This is a genomic window from Variovorax sp. UC74_104, assembly GCF_044055375.1.
Taxonomy (GTDB): Bacteria; Pseudomonadota; Gammaproteobacteria; order Burkholderiales; family Burkholderiaceae_C; genus Variovorax.
Window position 1 is genome coordinate 1,011,949 of the sequence record NZ_CP171978.1, and the last position, 15,296, is coordinate 1,027,244.

The window sequence follows — 15,296 nt, forward strand, 5'->3', positions numbered from 1 at the left end:
CCCCGGCCTTCGGCCTCCTCCTTTATTTCGCTGCGCAAGGCACCCCATCGTCGTGATCGTTCAGCAGGGCGCCTGAACCATCGGCATGCGCAGAGTGCTCGTTGTGCGCAGGGCGCCGGGTGCTCCCCGCAGCGAAATAAAGGAGGAGCCGAAGGCGGGGGACATTCGCGGAGGGGAGCACCCGGTGGCCTGCGCACGCACCCCGAACAACGACTTCAAAGACAGAGCCCACGATGAGCATCGACACCCCACTGAACCACATAGTCGAGCGAATTCGTGCCGCAGCTGCAGACGCCACGCCGCTGTGCATCCGCGGCGGCGGAACGAAGGATTTCTACGGCGAGGCGCCGCAGGGCGAACTGCTCGACATGCGCCCGCTCGCCGGCATCACCAGCTACGAGCCGAGCGAGCTGGTCGTCACCGTGCGCGCGGGCACGCCGCTGGCTGAGCTCGAAGCGGCACTCGCGGAGAAGGGCCAGTGCCTGCCCTTCGAGCCGCCGTGCTTCGACAGCGGTGGCACCGTGGGCGGCATGGTCGCCGCGGGACTCAGCGGACCGGCGCGCGCCAGCGTGGGCTCGGTGCGCGACTACGTGCTCGGCGCCACGCTGGTCAACGGCCGTGGCGAGGTGCTGAGCTTCGGCGGCCAGGTGATGAAGAACGTCGCGGGCTACGACGTTTCGCGTGTGCTCGCCGGCTCGCTCGGCACGCTGGGCGTGATCGCCGAAGTCAGCCTCAAGGTGCTGCCGGTGCCGCCCGCCGAGGCCACGCTGGAGTTCGCCTGCAGCCAGGCCGATGCGCTGAGGCTGCTCAACGAGTGGGGCGGCCGGCCGCTGCCGCTGAACGCGAGCTGCTGGTTCGAATACGCCGGCACCGGCACGCTCTACCTGCGGCTGCGCGGTGCGGTCGCGGCCGTGGAAGCCGCGTGCGAGCACTTGGGCGGCGAGCGCAAGGACAACGCGCGCGCCGCGGCCGACTGGCAATCGCTGCGCGACCAGCAACTGCCATGGTTCGCAACCGGCGAGGGCTCCGACGCGCTCTGGCGCGTGTCGGTGCCGCAGACCGCGCCCGTGCTCTCCGTCGACGGCGCTGCGCCGCTGATCGAATGGCACGGCGGCCAGCGCTGGTACAAGGCGCCGGCCTCGCAGGCCGCGCGCATCCGCGAGATCGCTCGCGCGGCCGGCGGTCATGCGACGCTGTTCCGGCTGCCGGGTTCGGGCATGCCCGAAGGGGTGCCGCGATTCGATGCACTGAGCGCGCCGGTCGAGCGCATCCAGCGCGCGCTGATGCGCGAGTTCGATCCGCACGGCATCTTCAACCGCGGCCGCCTGCTACCCGCCAACTGAGAACAAGAACAGAAGACATGCAAACCGAGCTCGCCCCCGAATTCAGAGGCACCGACGAAGGCCGCGAGGCCGAGGCCATCCTGCGCAAGTGCGTGCACTGCGGCTTCTGCACCGCCACCTGCCCGACCTACCAGCTGCTCGGCGACGAGCTCGACGGTCCGCGCGGGCGCATCTACCTCATCAAGCAGGTGCTCGAAGGCAAGGCGCCCACGCGCAGCACGCAGCTTCACCTCGACCGCTGCCTCACCTGCCGCAACTGCGAGAGCACCTGCCCGAGCGGCGTGCAGTACGGCCACCTGGTCGACATCGGCCGAAAAATCGTCGACGAGAAGGTGCCGCGCCCCGCGATGGAATCCGCGCAGCGCTGGGTGCTCAAGGAAGGCCTGCCGTCGCCGCTCTTCGGCCCTGCGATGAAGCTGGGCCAATCGGTGCGCGGCCTGCTGCCCGAGGCGCTGAAGGCCAAGGTGCCCGCGAAGCAGGAAGCCGGCGCATGGCCTACCGCCACGCATGCGCGCAAGGTGCTGATGCTCGCGGGCTGCGTGCAGCCGTCGATGATGCCCAACATCAACGCTGCCACCGCGCGCGTGCTCGACGCGGCCGGCATCCAGGCGGTGATCGCGCCCGAGGCCGGCTGCTGCGGCGCGGTGAAGTTCCACCTGAACGACCAGGAAGGCGGCAAGGCGCAGATGCGCGCCAACATCGACGCGTGGTGGCCGTTCGTGGAGCGCGACGAGGTCGAGGCCATCGTCATGAATGCCTCGGGCTGCGGCGTCACCGTGCGCGAGTACGGCCACATGCTGCAGCACGACGCGGCCTATGCGCTGAAGGCCGCGCGCATCAGCGAACTCACGCGTGACCTGAGCGAACTGCTGCCCGACATCGTGCCTGCGCTGAAGACCCGCGTGAAGGCGCCCGAAGGCGTGGTGGCCTACCACCCGCCGTGCACGCTGCAGCACGGCCAGAAGCTGCGCGGCGGCGTCGAGACGCACCTGCGCGCGCTGGGCTTCGACATGCGCGTGGCGATGAACGAATCGCACCTGTGCTGCGGCTCGGCCGGCACGTATTCGGTGCTGCAGCCCGAACTGGCCTACCCGCTGCGCGACCGCAAGCTGGGGCACCTGAAGCAGCTTCGCCCGTCGGTGATCGCCTCCGCCAACATCGGCTGCATCACGCACCTGCAAAGCGGCAGCGTCGATACGCCTGTGCGGCACTGGGTGGAGCTGCTGGACGCGGCGCTGGCGCCCGGCAAGGGCTGATCGCAGGCATCGTCGGACAAGGCTGAGGGGGCTGGTCCGACTCGCACGGCGCCGGTCCGCGGCGCATCATGGCTGCACCGAATCTGCAAGGAGAAAGCGCCATGTCCCATCTTCTGCCTGCATCCACTACCTCCGCCACGCTGCGTCGCGTGCTGCTGGCCTGCCTCTGCGCGGGCGGCGCGATGGCTGCGCAGGCCCAGGGTGCCATGCCCCAGTGGCAGGGCGCCGGCGCGGCGCGCTACGTGTGCGGCGGCATCGGCTCCGACGAATCGACGGCGATGCGCGCGGCCATGAAGGAGCACCCGCTCGCGCTGCTGTTCGCACGTGCCGACGGCGCCTATCTGGCCAACGTCGACGTGACCATCAAGGGCGGCGACGCCGGCAGCGCCTCCGCGCTGGCATTCCGTGCGAGCGGCCCGGTCTGCCTGGTCGACGTGCCCAATGGACGCTACGTGATCGACGTCGCGGCGCCCGGCGGCGCGGTGAAGAGCCAGACTGTGACGGTGGGCGGCGGGCCGAAGACGGCCGATTTCAGGTTCTGACGGGGCTGAGGATGGTCGCTCAGGCCGCGGCCAGCGCGGCCTCGACGTCGCGCTCCAGCGAGGCCGGCGTGTCCAGCGGCGCGTAGCGCTTGAGCACCGTGCCGTCGCGGCCGATGAGGAACTTCGTGAAGTTCCACTTGATGGCCGTACTGCCCAGAAGGCCCGGCTTTTCCTTCGTGAGCCACTGGTAGAGCGGCGCGGCATTGCTGCCGTTCACGTCGATCTTCTCCATCATCGGGAAGCTCACGCCGTAGTTCTTCGTGCAGAAGGCGCCGATCTCCTCGTTGGTGCCCGGGTCCTGGCCGCCGAACTGGTTGGAGGGGAAGCCCAGCACCGCGAGGCCCTTGTCGGCGTACTTCTCGTGCAGCGCCTCCAGGCCCGCGAACTGCGGCGTGAAGCCGCACTTGCTGGCGGTGTTGACGATCAGCAGCACCTTGCCCTTGAAGGTGGAGAGCTTCACCGGCTTGCCGTCGATCAGGTTGGCTTCGAAATCGTAGACGCTGGCCATGCTGTTTTTCCTCAGGTGGGAGACGAAGAGGCGCGATCATCGCGCTGCACGGGCGTTCGCGCAAACGCCGCCCAGACGGCGCCGAGCACGATCAGCGAGCCGCCCACGAGGATGCGCGGCTCCATCGCCGCCGCGCCCAGTGCCACGGAGGAGACGCTCGCGAACAGCACCTCCGACAGCATGATCACCGAGGTCGTGGAGGCCGCGAGCCGCGCCGCGCCGTACTGCAGGCACACGTTGGCGAGGACGAAGGCCGTGCCCAGCAGCGCGGCCCAGCCGAGCCAGCCGGACGAGGCGCGCAGTGGCGAATCGAACGCGCCGAGCGCGGTGCCGCCCAGCGCCGCGACGCCGGCCACGAAGGCGCAGCCGCAGAACATCGCCAGCGCGCGCGACTCGCCCGGCGCCTGCCGCAGGTGGCGAAGCGCGATGTTGGTGACTGCGAAGCCGAAGCCCGCCGCCACGCCCAGCCAGTCGGGCAGGCTCGACGGCACCGGCCAGTCGGTGCCGGGCGCCTTCAGCACCACCGCCACGCCGGTGAGCGCGAGTGCCACCCGCGCCAGCGCACCGCCGGTGGGCCGCTCGCCGAGCAGCAGCCAGGCCAGCAGCACGCTCCACAGCGGCATCAGGTAGAAGAGAAGCACCACGCGCACCACGTCGCCCTGCGTCACGGCCCAGTTGAAGCCCACGTTGGTGAAGCCGGCGGCGAGACCCAGCACCACCAGCATCGGAAAGGCCGCGAAGCCTTTCCAGGCATGCCGACGCAGCACACCCATCGGGACGGCGATGGCCAGGTAGATCAGGCAGGTGGTCCACAGCGGATGCAGGCCGTGGCCCGCGATCTGGCGGAAGGGAAACCAGGAGACGCCCCAGACGAAGGCGTTCAGTAGCAGGGCGAGTGCTGGCATGGGAGCGCGAGTTATTTCAGGGACACCGAGGAACCGGCTTCGCCGGGCCTCCGGTGTCGCCCCGGCGAGGGGGTTGGCGCAGCGACACGAAGTGCGCGCAGCCTGGGGGAGGTCAATGATGTTTATCGCTGCGGGCGATGGCGAGCAGGTGCTCGACTTCCTCGGGATACTTCTTGAGGTTGTTCTCGTGCCAGCGCTTGATGATCCACATGCAGCCGGCCACCACCAGGCCGAAGGCGGTGATCGCGCCGTAGGCCGACAGGCCCAGGCCGGTGCACACGCTGTAGAAGCCGCCGAGCAGGAGGATGCAGGCCTGCTCGTTGAAGTTCTGCACCGCGATGGAGCGGCCCGCGCCCATCAGGTTGTGGCCGCGGTGCTGCAGCAGCGCGTTCATCGGCACCACCAGGAAGCCGCCCAGGCCGCCCAGCAGGATCAGGAACGGCACCGCCAGCCACACGTTGCCGATGAGGTTCATGCAGATCACCATCAGGCCCATCGCGATGCCCATGGGAATCACGCCCGTTGCCATGTCCAGCCGCATGCGCATCGAGGCGACGATGGCTCCCACGGCCGTACCGATCGTCACCACGCCCGTCAGCGCCGAGGCCTGCGTGGTGTTGTAGCCCAGCGCCAGCGAGGCCCAGGCCAGCACGATGTACTTGAGGTTGCCGCCCGCGCCCCAGAAGAGGGTGGTAGTGGCCAGAGAGATCTGGCCGAGGCGGTCGCGCCACAGGCGGGCGTTGCAGTGCCAGAAGTCAGGCAGCAGCGCGGCGATGTTGCGCGCCAGGCCGTGCTCGGGGTTGGAACGCAGCGGGCGCATCTCGACCCCGGTGTGCGGAATGCGCGTGTTGAACCAGGCCGCCAGCACGTAGACGAAGATCAGTACCGCGATGGCCGCCTCGGCCGGCGTATCGATGCCGGTGTCGATGAACGGGAGATCGAAGGCCAGCAGCTTGCTGGAAATGGCATGTCCCACCAGCGAGCCGCCCAGCACGATGCCCAGCAGGATCGACGCGATGGTCAGCCCCTCGATCCAGCCGTTGGCCTTCACCAGCTGCGACGCCGGCAGCAGCTCGGTCAGGATGCCGTACTTGGCCGGCGAGTAGGCCGCCGCGCCCAGGCCGACGATCGAATAGGAAAGCAGCGGGTGCGAGCCGAAGAGCATCATCACGCAGCCCACCACCTTGATGGCATTGCTGATGAACATCACCTTGCCCTTGGGCAGGGCGTCGGCGAAGGCGCCCACCAGCGGCGCCAGCACTACATAGAAGACCGCGAAGATCGGCACCAGCGCCGCGCGCTGCCATTCGGGCGCGCCCGAACTTCGCATGAGATCGACCGCAACAACGAAAAGCGCTTGGTCGGCCAGTGACGAAAAGAACTGGGCCGACATGATCGTGTAGAAACCGCGCTTCATCGATGGGCTGGCTGGCCAGAGACGCTGATCGGGTCTGCTGGCGGTAGTGAAAAAGTGTCGCCAAGAGGGCGAATGGGCGGTTATAGCACGGGGGTGCGAGATCGAATCCGGCATCCCCACCGTGTTCGACCCCATTCCCGAAGATGCTAAAACGTGGTCTGCATTCTCCCCGAGCCCCCACCGAGCCTCCCCGGAAACCCCATGCCGCGCCCCATCCTCGCCACCGTCCATACCGAAGCCCTGCGCCACAACCTCGAGCGGGCGCGCCGTTCGGCCCTCGAAGCCCGCGTCTGGGCCGTCGTCAAGGCCAATGCCTATGGCCACGGGATCGAGCGGGTCTACGAGGGCTTTCGCGGCGCCGACGGCTTCGCGCTGCTCGACCTGGCCGAGGCCGAGCGCGTGCGCGCCCTCGGCTGGCGCGGGCCGGTGCTGCTGCTGGAGGGCGTTTTCGAGGCCCGCGACCTGGAGCTGTGCTCCCGCCTCGACCTCTGGCACACCGTGCACTGCGACGAGCAGATAGACATGCTCGCCGCCCACAAGACCCTCAAGCCGCAGCGCGTGTTCCTCAAGATGAACTCCGGCATGAACCGCCTGGGCTTCACCCCCGAGCGCTTCGGCTCCGCCTGGACCCGCCTCAACGCGCTCACCCAGGTCGACGAGATTTCCCTCATGACCCACTTCAGCGACGCCGACGGCGACCGCGGCATCGCCCACCAGCTGGAGGCCTTCGAGCGCGCCACCCGCGACCTGCCGGGCGAGCGTTCCATCGCCAACAGCGCCGCCACGCTGCGCCATGCCGATCTCACGCGCGGCGACTGGGTGCGCCCCGGCGTCATGCTGTACGGCGGCGCGCCCGACTTTCCGCAGCACGACGCGGCGCACTGGCAGCTGCAGCCCACCATGACGCTGTCGACCAGGCTGCTGTCGGTGCAGACGCTGCAGGCCGGCGACACCGTCGGCTACGGCTCCAACTTCACGGCCGAGGGCCCCATCACCATCGGCGTGGCGGCGGTCGGCTATGCCGACGGCTATCCGCGCCACTGCGGCACCGGCACGCCGGTGCTGGTGAACGGCGTGCGCACCCGCATGGTCGGGCGCGTGAGCATGGACATGATCACCGTCGACCTCACGGGCGTGCCCGACGCGAAGTTCGGCAGCGAGGTCACGCTGTGGGGCAAGTCGGCCAGGACCGGCGCCGTGCTGCCCATCGACGAGGTCGCGCGGGCCGGCGGCACCATCGGCTACGAACTCATGTGCGCGGTGGCGCCGCGCGTGCCTTTCGCAGAGCCGGAACCCGCCTGAAGCCGTGAAGGTCCTTTCCAACTGGCGCTCCGTGCGCCTGTGGGAAACACAGGTGGAGCGCGAACTCCACCGCAAGTACAGCCTGCGCACGCACGGCATCCTCATCGGCAGCTTCACGCTGCTGCTGATGTGGGGCGTCTCGGCGCTGCAGATGCACCTGCTGCACGTCGATTCGCTCGCGGTGCGCTACTTCCTCACGCTGGGCGTGGGGTACCTGGGCTACCTGCTGGTGCTGCGCTGGTGGGCGAAGCGCCTCGTCGAGGAGCGCGGGCTCGACCTCAACGTCGACGCGCCCGACTTCGAGTTCGGCGGCGGACGCGGCGGCGGTTCGCACGGGCACACGAGCGTCGGCGAGGCTCCGGGCGATGGTGGCGGCGGTGGCGGCGGCAGTAGCCTCTCCGACATCGCCAGCGGCGCGCTCGACGTGGCCGGCGGCGCGGACGAGGGCGCGGTGGTCGTCATCCCGGTGATCGCCGTCTTCCTGATCTGCGCCGCCATCCTGTTCGGCGCGGGCTCGCTGGTGCTGCTGTACTTCAGCTGGGACGCGCTGCTGGCCGTGGCCATCGAGATCGCGTTCTCCTACGTCTCGGCGCGCGCCGCGGTGCGCGTGGCGCGCGAGGGCTGGCTCATGGCTGCGGTGCGGCTCACCTGGAAGCCGCTGCTGGGCGCGGTGATCTGCGCGGTGGCCCTGGGCGCGCTGCTCGACCACTTCATGCCGCAGGTCGACTCCCTGCCCGAGGCGGTGCGCGTCCTGATGAAGAAGCACTGAGCGCGCTCGTCAGGTGATCGACCAGCGCCCTGCACTTGGGCGCCATGAAGCGGTTGGGCGGGTACAGGACGTACGCGTGGCCCCGGTAGTTTCCGCGGTACTCCCAGCCGGTCAGCACGCGCACGAGGCTGCCCGCGTCCAGCGCCTCCTGAGCGACGAAGGCCGGCACCACGGCCACGCCCAGGTCCGCCAGCGCGCCTTCGAGCCGCACCTCGCTGTGGTTGGAAACATAGCGGCCGCGCACGATGACTTCCGCTTCGTCCCCGCCTTCACTCTTGCCGAACCGCCAGTGGTTGTCGCGCTCGTGCTCGCCCAGCGAAAGGCAGCTGTGGGCGGCAAGATCGCCCGGGTGCTCGATGGGGCCATGCGCCGCCAGGTAGCGCGGCGAGGCGCAGAGGATGTGCGCCACCGGCATCAGCTGCCGCGCCACCAGCCCCTCGGGCGGCTTCGTCGTCAGCCGGACCACCAGGTCGACGCCTTCGCGGATCGGATCGACGTCGCGGTCGGCCACGATGAGCTGCACGTCCACGTCGGGGTAGCGCCGCAGGAACTCGAGGATGTGCGCATGCAGCACGCGCCGCGCGAAGGCCTTGGGCGCGCTGATGCGCACCAGCCCGCTCGGGCCCGCGGCGAACTGCTGCCCGATCTCCATCGCGCCCTGCGCCGCCAGCACCAGCTCGCGGCAGCGCGCGAAAGCCTCGGCGCCGGGCTCGGTCAGCCGCAGCTGGCGCGTGGTGCGCTGCAGCAGCTGCACGCCGATCTCCTTTTCGAGCCGCTTCACCTGCCGGCTCGCCGCCGACGGCGTCATGCCCAGCAGGTCGGCCGCGGCCGAGAAGCTGCCGAGCTCGGCGACCCGCACGAAGGTCACCATCTCCGGCAGCACCTTGAGAAATGAATTCGTTCCCACGACGCAATAGTCCTGTTCCGGCCGACGCCTGTGCGGCCCGGGTGATGCCCGGAACAATTTCCTGCCCGGCGGATGCGTCGGGTTTTCGGAAATGTTCACGGACGGCGCAAGCGAAGTATGGATTCAAAGACGAAGAGGCCGGCGGGCATCGGCCTCGCCGAAGTCATGCTGCTGCTGGTGGCCGCCGTGTGGGGCGGCAGCTATGCGGTGGCCAAGCAGGCGACGCAGCAGCTGCCGGTGCTGGAGTTCATCGCGCTGCGTTTCGGGCTGACCTTCCTTGTGCTGCTGCCCGCGCTGAAGCCGCTGTTCGGCGCCGGTTGGCAGCGGGGCCTTGCCGTGGGCGGCCTGCTCGGCGCGAACCTGCTGGCGATCTTCGTGTGCGAGACCTTCGGCGTGTCGCTCACCACGGCCAGCAACGCAGCCTTCCTCATCAGCCTGTGCGTCGCGCTCACGCCCTTCGTCGAATGGTGGCTGCTGGGCCAGCGGCCGGCGCGGCGCATGTTCTGGGCCGCCGGACTGTCGGCGCTGGGCGCGGCGATGCTCTCGGCCACCTCGCCCGCCGAGCTTTCGGTGGGCTGGGGCGACGGCCTGATGGTGATCGCGGCCTTCCTGCGCGCCGTGATGGTCTGCATGACGCGGCGGCTCGCCGGGCACCACGCGATGCCGGCGCTGACGCTGACGGCGGTGCAGTCCGGCGTGATGGCCCTCGGGGCGGCGGTGCTCGCCCTCGTCGCTTCGCCGGCCGGCGGCGCATGGCACGTTCCGCCCGCCACCGCTTCTTTCTGGTGGGGCATGGCGTACCTCGTGCTGCTGTGCACCGTCTTCGCCTTCTTCGCGCAGAACCATGCGGCCTCGCGTTCGAGCCCGAGCCGCGTGTCGCTGCTGATGGGCAGCGAGCCTGTGTTCGGCGCGCTGATCGCGGCTTACGGCTTCGGCGAGCGAATCGGGCCGTGGGGCTGGGCAGGGGGCTTGCTGATCGTCTGCGCGGCGTGGTGGGTGACGATGCCGGCGAGGGAGGCTTCGGGCCGCGCTGTCGCCGGCGACACGGCCTGAGGGAGCGCGGACCCGCCGTGTCTCTTGCTGCGGACGATGGCCCCGGCGCTCGGAGACAATCCGCGCCGGGAGGAATTTCGTTCACATGATTTCGAAGAAACAGGGAGCGCGCGCCGTCCGGCGCGCATGCGGCATCGCATTGGCGGTCGCCGCCATCTCGGCGCACGCCGAAACCGACGCGGCGGCGCCGGCTGAACAGCAACGATCGCAAGCCACGGAGGCTGTCGCAGAAGCGCCCATCGTGCCGGCCGCACCGATGGAACCGGCCGCACCCGCCGCACCTGTCGCGGCAGTCGCACCTGCGGCACCGCAGACCCGCGTGCGCTTCGCCCGCGGCAACTACAAGCCGGGCATCGAACAGCTTCGCGTGGTTCGCCGCGAGAACACGATGAACAACATCGCGGGGCAGGTGGCGCTGAACATCGCGCTGTCGGTCATCGCGGGCGGCGTGAGCGTCGGCGCGCAGGGCTTCTCGAAGGACGACCTCGGCGGCACCACGCTGGAGGCGCTCAAGGACGACCCGCTGGGCGCCAACCCGGCCATCGGCGAGCTCAGCGATGCGCTCGGCAAGGTCGCCACCGACATCTACCGCAAGCGCGCCGAGGCCGCCTACGCCACGGCCCTGACCGACGGCTCCACGCCCGAGGAGATCGAGGAGGCGCGCAAGGTGCAGGCGGTGGCGGACACGCCGCTGCTTCCGGGCTCCTGGCACCTGGTCTACGAGAACCTGACCGGCTCGGACGAGCTGTTCCGCCTGAAGTTCGGCGCCGCGCTCGGCCGCGCGGGCTTCATGCGTCCGCCGGCCGAGTGCTTCTATCAGTCGGAGCCGGTCGCGTGGAACGAATGGCAGGCCGACAACTGGCAGCGGCTGCGCGAGGAGCGCGCCAAGGCCGTGGCCCGCTGCACCGAGACGCTTTCGGCCACGCCCGAGAAGTTCTGGTGAACGCGTCCTAGGCCGCGCGGAACGCCTGCATGGCCGCGGGCTGCCGGTTCAGCCCCAGTTCGTCGTCGGCGCAGAGGATGGCGAAGGCCCGGTGCTTCTCGCCGAAGCTCATGACGGGGCCGGCATGGTGCAGCGACCGGTGGTTGAAGGCCACCACGTCGCCCGGGTCCACCTCGTAGCCCACGATGTCGAAGGCGCTCCGGTTGGCCTCGATGTCGGGCAGCTCGGGGGCCAGCGCCTCGTCGTCCGCCGCCGCGATCCAGCCGCGCCGGCGGTACGCCGTCTTCCAGAGGTGGGAGCCGCGCACCACTTCCGGCGCGGTCTCGCGCGGCATGTGGTCCACCGCCATCCAGAGGTGGACGATGCGGTGGCTGTCCGCGAGGCCGTAGGACATGTCCTGGTGCCAGGGCGTCGCGGTCGCGGCGCCCACGTCCCTGTCGAAGAGCAGCTGGTCGCAGATCCAGCGCAGCCGCCGCGTCACGGTGAGCTGCCCGGCGATCTCGCTGGCGCCCGATTCGGACACCACGCGCTGCAGCATGCCGTCGTGCCGCTGCTCGATGCCGTCGCGCGCCAGTTCTATCCACTGGGGCGAGACGATCCCGCGCAGGCACACGACGCCATCCCGCAGGAACCGGAGGCGCTCGTCGAAGCTCACGCCGCGAAGCAGTGGGTTGCTCATAAGGATCTCCTCCAGCGCCGGACCCGTTCGGGCTCAGGCGCGTTGCTCCCCGTTCGCCCGCATCAGGAAGAACAGCCAGGCGATCATCAGTGCGGCCATGCAGGCGAAGCCCCACGTCATGGCGTGGACGGTCTGGATGTAGGAGACGGGCGTCCCGGCCGCGAGCATCGCCACGGCGAACACCACCGCGCCGGCCACCGAGCACAGCAGCAGGGCGCCGGGCCGCGAGGCCGCCCGGAAGCCGGTGCGCAGGCACATCGTCAGGCCGAAGATCGCGGGTGCGTAGAAGAAGGGCGAGAAATCCATTCCCCTGTAGTTCTCGCCGAAGGCCAGCACGACGAGGCGGGGCCCCAGCAGGCCCAGCACCACGCCCACGGCCTCGGCGACCACGAACCCCAGCAGCACGAAGCCGGTGAAGTCGCGCAGGGACTTCTTCCTTTGCGCTTCCTGTGCCGACTTCCAGTTGGCCGCCAGCTGCGGCAGCAGGTAGTAGCCCAGTGCCGACAGCACGTACTGCATCGGCAGCAGGAAGGTGATGTAGATCTTCAGCAGGCCGCCCTGCTCGGCGTCGGCCGAGGAGCCCAGCAGCAGGATGGCGCCGCCCGTCATGATCCAGCTCATGAACTGCGAGAGGCTGGCCTTCCAGCCGTAGGCCATCGATTCGCGGACCGTCAGGCCCTGCGCATCCCTGGCCGCGGGCAGCGGAAGAACCGTGTGCTTCAGGTTGCCCAGCACGAGGAGGAGAAACGGAATCTGGAGAACCGAAACCAGCAGCAGGGCCTCCTTCCAGCTCGCCGGCCTTTCGGCGCCGAGCACGACGACGTAGCCCGCCGCGATGAGCGCGCCCGTGACGCACAGCACGACGTAGCGCCGGCCCGCGAGCAGCAGGCTGCGCGAGATCCAGAAGATCTCGTAGCCCACGATGAGCGCCGCGCCCACCCATTGCAGCTGCCCCGGAAAGGCCGCGACCTGCCAGGCCAGGTAGCCGAGCAGCGAGAACAGGACCACCAGCGCCCACGCCAGCCACGCGGTGGACCGGTCGGCGTAGTAGCGCCTGATGAGCAGGGGCTCGTGCACCATCGCCATGTGCAGGATGTACTGGAAGCTGACCACCGCCAGAAAGGCGGAGGCCACGCCGAAATCGGCAGGGGAGAGCACGCGCGCGAGGGCGAAGCTCAGCAGCAGCTGGCTCGCGCTGTAGATGCACTGGTCGGCAACGGCGAAGACCGGACCTCCGAGGCGCCTTGCCAGACCGGACAGACGTTTCATTCCACCTAGTCCGATATGGAAAGCAGTACGGGACTGGACGTCGCCTTGACGGTGAACCCCTCGCCCGAACGGCTGCCGCAGCTGCCTTCGCGCATCACGGGAAAGAAATCGACGCGCGTGCACTTGCTGCCGCTCGCGCCGGCGGGGACCGACACGGTCTTCTCGCCGCCCTGCGTCCACACCACGTTCAGCAGCGACTGGCCGCGGCGCAGCACCAGCCGGTTCGCGCCGCCGGCGTCCTGGTAGGACACCTTCTGCGAGTGCCGGACGATCTTGAGGAATTCGGTGAGCGCCGAGTAGGCCTCCTTCTTCTCGCCGCCCTTCGACTTGAGGCCGAAGTTGTCCTCCTTCGAGAAGTAGGAGTCGCCGCGGTCGCGCCACGAGTAGAGGTTCAGCAGCCTGATGCCCGCGGCGGCGTTGATCAGGTATTCCCTGAAGATCAGCGAGGCCTGCGCGCCCTGGTCGCGCACCGGCATGTACGAGGCATAGCCCCATTCCGAGGCGACGATGCCGGTCTTGTTCAGCTGGCGGCGGTCGAGCTGCACGCGCAGCTTCTCGTAGTCGGCCAGCGCCGTCTCGGGCACCGAGCGGTAGGGGTGGATGGAGATGTCCGTCAGGCAGTCGCTTTTGGCGGCGGAGACGAAGGCGTCTTCGAGCTCGGTAGGGACCTTGCCGTTGCTGCCGCCGACGAAGGGCAGCTTCGCGAAGCCGAACCCGACGATGATGTCGGGCGGATCTGCCGCTGCGCCAGCTTGCTGCAAAGCGCGGAAGAGGCCGCGCCGAACTCCGGCACCAGGGCGGGCTGCAGGAAGGTCTTGTTGTCGGGCTCGTTCCAGATTTCCCAGACGGCGACGTCGGCCGAATGCGCCTTGATGAAGTCGCTCGCGAAGTCGGCGAACAGGCTTTCCTTGTTGGCATTGCCGGGTCCGCCGCGCAGGTCGCCGGGCTCGTGGCCCCAGATCTCCTTGCCGCCGAACAGCGTGACGATGGCGCCGAGCCTGGCCTTGCGCACGCGCTGGATGAGCTTCGGATAGTCGATCAGCGTCGGGTTGACGCTCTTCAGCGGAGGCCGCACGCCGAAGCGCACGAGTTCGAAGCCCGACGCGCGGATCTCGCGCAGGTCGTCGTCGGTGATGGTCGCCGGGTCGATCTGCACGCTCAGCGCGACCGGGTACTCCGAGCTCAGGGTGCCGATGCCCCGCGCCTCGGCCGGCCCGGCCGCCAAGGCTGCTGCAGCCGCTGCCGTCGCGAGGAGCAGGGCGCCGAGCCCGCCGGCGAGCTTGCGGGAAAGAAGACCGGGAGTCGTCATGGAAGTCGTGGAGGTCTTCATGGCAGCACCGATTCCTTGTACAGGTCGACGATGGCGGCGTTCATGCGCTGCGAGGTGAACTTCTCCTCGAAGATCCTTCGCCCCGTCTGCCCCATCTGACGCAGGCTCTGCTCGGGCATGCGGTCGATCTCGCGCAGCATCTGGTCGATGTGGTCCAGCTCGAAGAGACGGCCGCTGCGGTCGTTCTCGACGATGTCGACCAGGCCGCCCACGGCGGATGCGAACACGGCCTTGCTCCGCGCCATCGCCTCCACGGCGACGAGGCCGAAGCCTTCCCAGCGCGACGGAACGATGATGGCGTCGCACGTCTGGTAGACCGCGTCGAGCGCGTCCTTCTCGAGCCAGCCCTTGAATTCCACCCGGTCGGGTTGCGCGAGCTGGAGGTCCTTGCGCACCGCGTCGCCGACCACGATCAGCCTGAAGTCGGGCCGGACCCTGGCGTAGGCATCGAGCAGGAGGTCGATGCCCTTTTGCCGGTCGAGCCGGCCGACGAAGAGGATCGTGCGCGGCCCGGCTTCGCCGTCGCGAAGCGGCAGGCGCGCCGGCGCGGGGCCCACGGAGTCGATCCCGTTGGGAATGCAGGTGCACCGCCTGATGCCCGACTTCGACGCGATCCGCACCTCGTGGCGGCTGATGCAGATGATGGCGTCGCTGCGCGAGGACAGCAGCCGCTCGATCCAGCGGTAGGCCGACTTCTTATAGCGCGACGCCGCCTGGTCGAAGGCCCAGCCGTGGGAGCAGTAGACGATCTTCACCTCGCTGGGTATCTGGCCCAGCAGCGCCATCGAGCGCACGATGCCGCCCGCGATCGAGCTGTGCAGGTGCAGCACCGAGGGGCGCTCCGTCTCGATGATCTTCTTCACCCGCTTGGCGTAGCCCACCAGCGACAGCGGGCTGCGCGCGGTGGGCACCACGTGGGCGCTCTCGGGGTTCAGCCAGTCGACGTTGCCGGGCAGGATGAACTTCACCTGGCTGATTTCCGGCGAGTTGCGCTGGAAGTTCGAGACGATCCGGAGATAGGTCTCCAGTCCGCCCTTGAGCGTTTCCGCGACGTGCAGGACTTTCATGGGATT

At 69.2% G+C, this 15,296-nt stretch carries 15 protein-coding genes; 7 read left to right on the top strand and 8 right to left on the bottom strand.

Translation table 11 applies throughout. The features are described from left to right. Window positions 1-233: 233 nt before the first annotated feature. The 3 genes from glcE (at window position 234) to ACHMXA_RS04885 (ending at window position 3,141) form a co-directional block, all read left to right on the top strand. Window positions 234-1,343 (top strand): glycolate oxidase subunit GlcE, encoded by a 1,110-nt coding sequence (gene glcE, locus ACHMXA_RS04875; protein WP_395318942.1) that lies wholly within the window; start codon window positions 234-236, stop codon window positions 1,341-1,343. 17 nt (window positions 1,344-1,360) lie between these two features. Further along, a complete protein-coding gene (gene glcF, locus ACHMXA_RS04880; RefSeq protein ID WP_395318945.1) occupies window positions 1,361-2,599 on the top strand; it encodes a glycolate oxidase subunit GlcF in 1,239 nt (412 codons plus the stop codon). Between the two features lie 101 nt (window positions 2,600-2,700). Further along, window positions 2,701-3,141 (top strand): carboxypeptidase regulatory-like domain-containing protein, encoded by a 441-nt coding sequence (locus tag ACHMXA_RS04885; protein ID WP_395318947.1) that lies wholly within the window; start codon window positions 2,701-2,703, stop codon window positions 3,139-3,141. A 19-nt stretch (window positions 3,142-3,160) separates the two neighbouring features. Here the strand turns inward: ACHMXA_RS04885 and ACHMXA_RS04890 are convergent, their stop codons facing one another. The 3 genes from ACHMXA_RS04890 to lplT all read right to left on the bottom strand — a co-directional run bounded on the left by ACHMXA_RS04890 (window position 3,161) and on the right by lplT (window position 5,971). Then, window positions 3,161-3,649: a glutathione peroxidase gene (locus tag ACHMXA_RS04890; RefSeq protein ID WP_176665699.1), complete on the bottom strand. Its 489-nt coding sequence runs from the start codon at window positions 3,647-3,649 to the stop codon at window positions 3,161-3,163. An 11-nt stretch (window positions 3,650-3,660) separates the two neighbouring features. Next, window positions 3,661-4,554 carry a DMT family transporter gene (locus ACHMXA_RS04895; protein WP_176665700.1) on the bottom strand — a complete coding sequence of 298 codons (894 nt, stop codon included), beginning with the start codon at window positions 4,552-4,554 and terminating at the stop codon, window positions 3,661-3,663. Between the two features lie 112 nt (window positions 4,555-4,666). Then, window positions 4,667-5,971: a lysophospholipid transporter LplT gene (lplT, locus tag ACHMXA_RS04900; protein ID WP_395318950.1), complete on the bottom strand. Its 1,305-nt coding sequence runs from the start codon at window positions 5,969-5,971 to the stop codon at window positions 4,667-4,669. A gap of 201 nt (window positions 5,972-6,172) precedes the next feature. Between lplT and alr the strand changes: the two genes are divergently transcribed. Together alr and ACHMXA_RS04910 are read left to right on the top strand one after the other, a co-directional pair. Further along, entirely contained in the window at window positions 6,173-7,273 is a 1,101-nt protein-coding gene (alr, locus tag ACHMXA_RS04905; protein ID WP_176665702.1) for an alanine racemase, read from the top strand. Between the two features lie 4 nt (window positions 7,274-7,277). Further along, complete coding sequence (locus ACHMXA_RS04910; RefSeq protein ID WP_395318953.1) at window positions 7,278-8,042, top strand: hypothetical protein; 765 nt, start codon at window positions 7,278-7,280, stop codon at window positions 8,040-8,042. Here ACHMXA_RS04910 and ACHMXA_RS04915 read toward each other — a convergent pair. Continuing rightward, the gene (locus ACHMXA_RS04915) at window positions 7,984-8,949 is read right to left on the bottom strand and encodes a LysR family transcriptional regulator (RefSeq protein WP_395318955.1); all 966 of its coding nucleotides are present in this window, start codon (window positions 8,947-8,949) and stop codon (window positions 7,984-7,986) included. The two genes, ACHMXA_RS04910 and ACHMXA_RS04915, sit on opposite strands and share 59 nt — an antisense overlap. Window positions 8,950-9,066: 117 nt before the next feature. Here ACHMXA_RS04915 and ACHMXA_RS04920 point away from each other — a divergent pair, with 117 nt between their 5' ends. Further along, window positions 9,067-10,002, top strand: coding sequence for a DMT family transporter (locus ACHMXA_RS04920; RefSeq protein ID WP_395318957.1), 936 nt, complete (start codon window positions 9,067-9,069; stop codon window positions 10,000-10,002). Window positions 10,003-10,087: 85 nt separating this feature from the next. Beyond that, complete coding sequence (locus ACHMXA_RS04925) at window positions 10,088-10,945, top strand: hypothetical protein (protein WP_395318959.1); 858 nt, start codon at window positions 10,088-10,090, stop codon at window positions 10,943-10,945. Window positions 10,946-10,952: 7 nt separating this feature from the next. Here the strand turns inward: ACHMXA_RS04925 and ACHMXA_RS04930 are convergent, their stop codons facing one another. From ACHMXA_RS04930 to ACHMXA_RS04945, 4 genes are all read right to left on the bottom strand, one after another. Continuing rightward, complete coding sequence (locus tag ACHMXA_RS04930; protein WP_395318961.1) at window positions 10,953-11,624, bottom strand: phytanoyl-CoA dioxygenase family protein; 672 nt, start codon at window positions 11,622-11,624, stop codon at window positions 10,953-10,955. A gap of 33 nt (window positions 11,625-11,657) precedes the next feature. Further along, window positions 11,658-12,893: a lipopolysaccharide biosynthesis protein gene (locus tag ACHMXA_RS04935; RefSeq protein ID WP_395318963.1), complete on the bottom strand. Its 1,236-nt coding sequence runs from the start codon at window positions 12,891-12,893 to the stop codon at window positions 11,658-11,660. 5 nt (window positions 12,894-12,898) lie between these two features. Then, a complete protein-coding gene (locus ACHMXA_RS04940; protein WP_395318965.1) occupies window positions 12,899-13,654 on the bottom strand; it encodes a hypothetical protein in 756 nt (251 codons plus the stop codon). Window positions 13,655-14,219: 565 nt separating this feature from the next. Next, on the bottom strand, window positions 14,220-15,290 hold the full coding sequence (locus ACHMXA_RS04945; protein ID WP_395318967.1) for a glycosyltransferase: 1,071 nt from the start codon (window positions 15,288-15,290) through the stop codon (window positions 14,220-14,222). Window positions 15,291-15,296: the final 6 nt, after the last annotated feature.

Coding starts and splice junctions, on each gene's coding strand:
- glcE (WP_395318942.1), top strand. CDS start 234: ATGAGCATCGACACCCCACTGAACCACATAGTCGAGCGAATTCGTGCC.
- glcF (WP_395318945.1), top strand. CDS start 1,361: ATGCAAACCGAGCTCGCCCCCGAATTCAGAGGCACCGACGAAGGCCGC.
- ACHMXA_RS04885 (WP_395318947.1), top strand. CDS start 2,701: ATGTCCCATCTTCTGCCTGCATCCACTACCTCCGCCACGCTGCGTCGC.
- ACHMXA_RS04890 (WP_176665699.1), bottom strand. CDS start 3,649: ATGGCCAGCGTCTACGATTTCGAAGCCAACCTGATCGACGGCAAGCCG.
- ACHMXA_RS04895 (WP_176665700.1), bottom strand. CDS start 4,554: ATGCCAGCACTCGCCCTGCTACTGAACGCCTTCGTCTGGGGCGTCTCC.
- lplT (WP_395318950.1), bottom strand. CDS start 5,971: ATGAAGCGCGGTTTCTACACGATCATGTCGGCCCAGTTCTTTTCGTCA.
- alr (WP_176665702.1), top strand. CDS start 6,173: ATGCCGCGCCCCATCCTCGCCACCGTCCATACCGAAGCCCTGCGCCAC.
- ACHMXA_RS04920 (WP_395318957.1), top strand. CDS start 9,067: ATGGATTCAAAGACGAAGAGGCCGGCGGGCATCGGCCTCGCCGAAGTC.
- ACHMXA_RS04925 (WP_395318959.1), top strand. CDS start 10,088: ATGATTTCGAAGAAACAGGGAGCGCGCGCCGTCCGGCGCGCATGCGGC.
- ACHMXA_RS04930 (WP_395318961.1), bottom strand. CDS start 11,624: ATGAGCAACCCACTGCTTCGCGGCGTGAGCTTCGACGAGCGCCTCCGG.
- ACHMXA_RS04935 (WP_395318963.1), bottom strand. CDS start 12,893: ATGAAACGTCTGTCCGGTCTGGCAAGGCGCCTCGGAGGTCCGGTCTTC.
- ACHMXA_RS04945 (WP_395318967.1), bottom strand. CDS start 15,290: ATGAAAGTCCTGCACGTCGCGGAAACGCTCAAGGGCGGACTGGAGACC.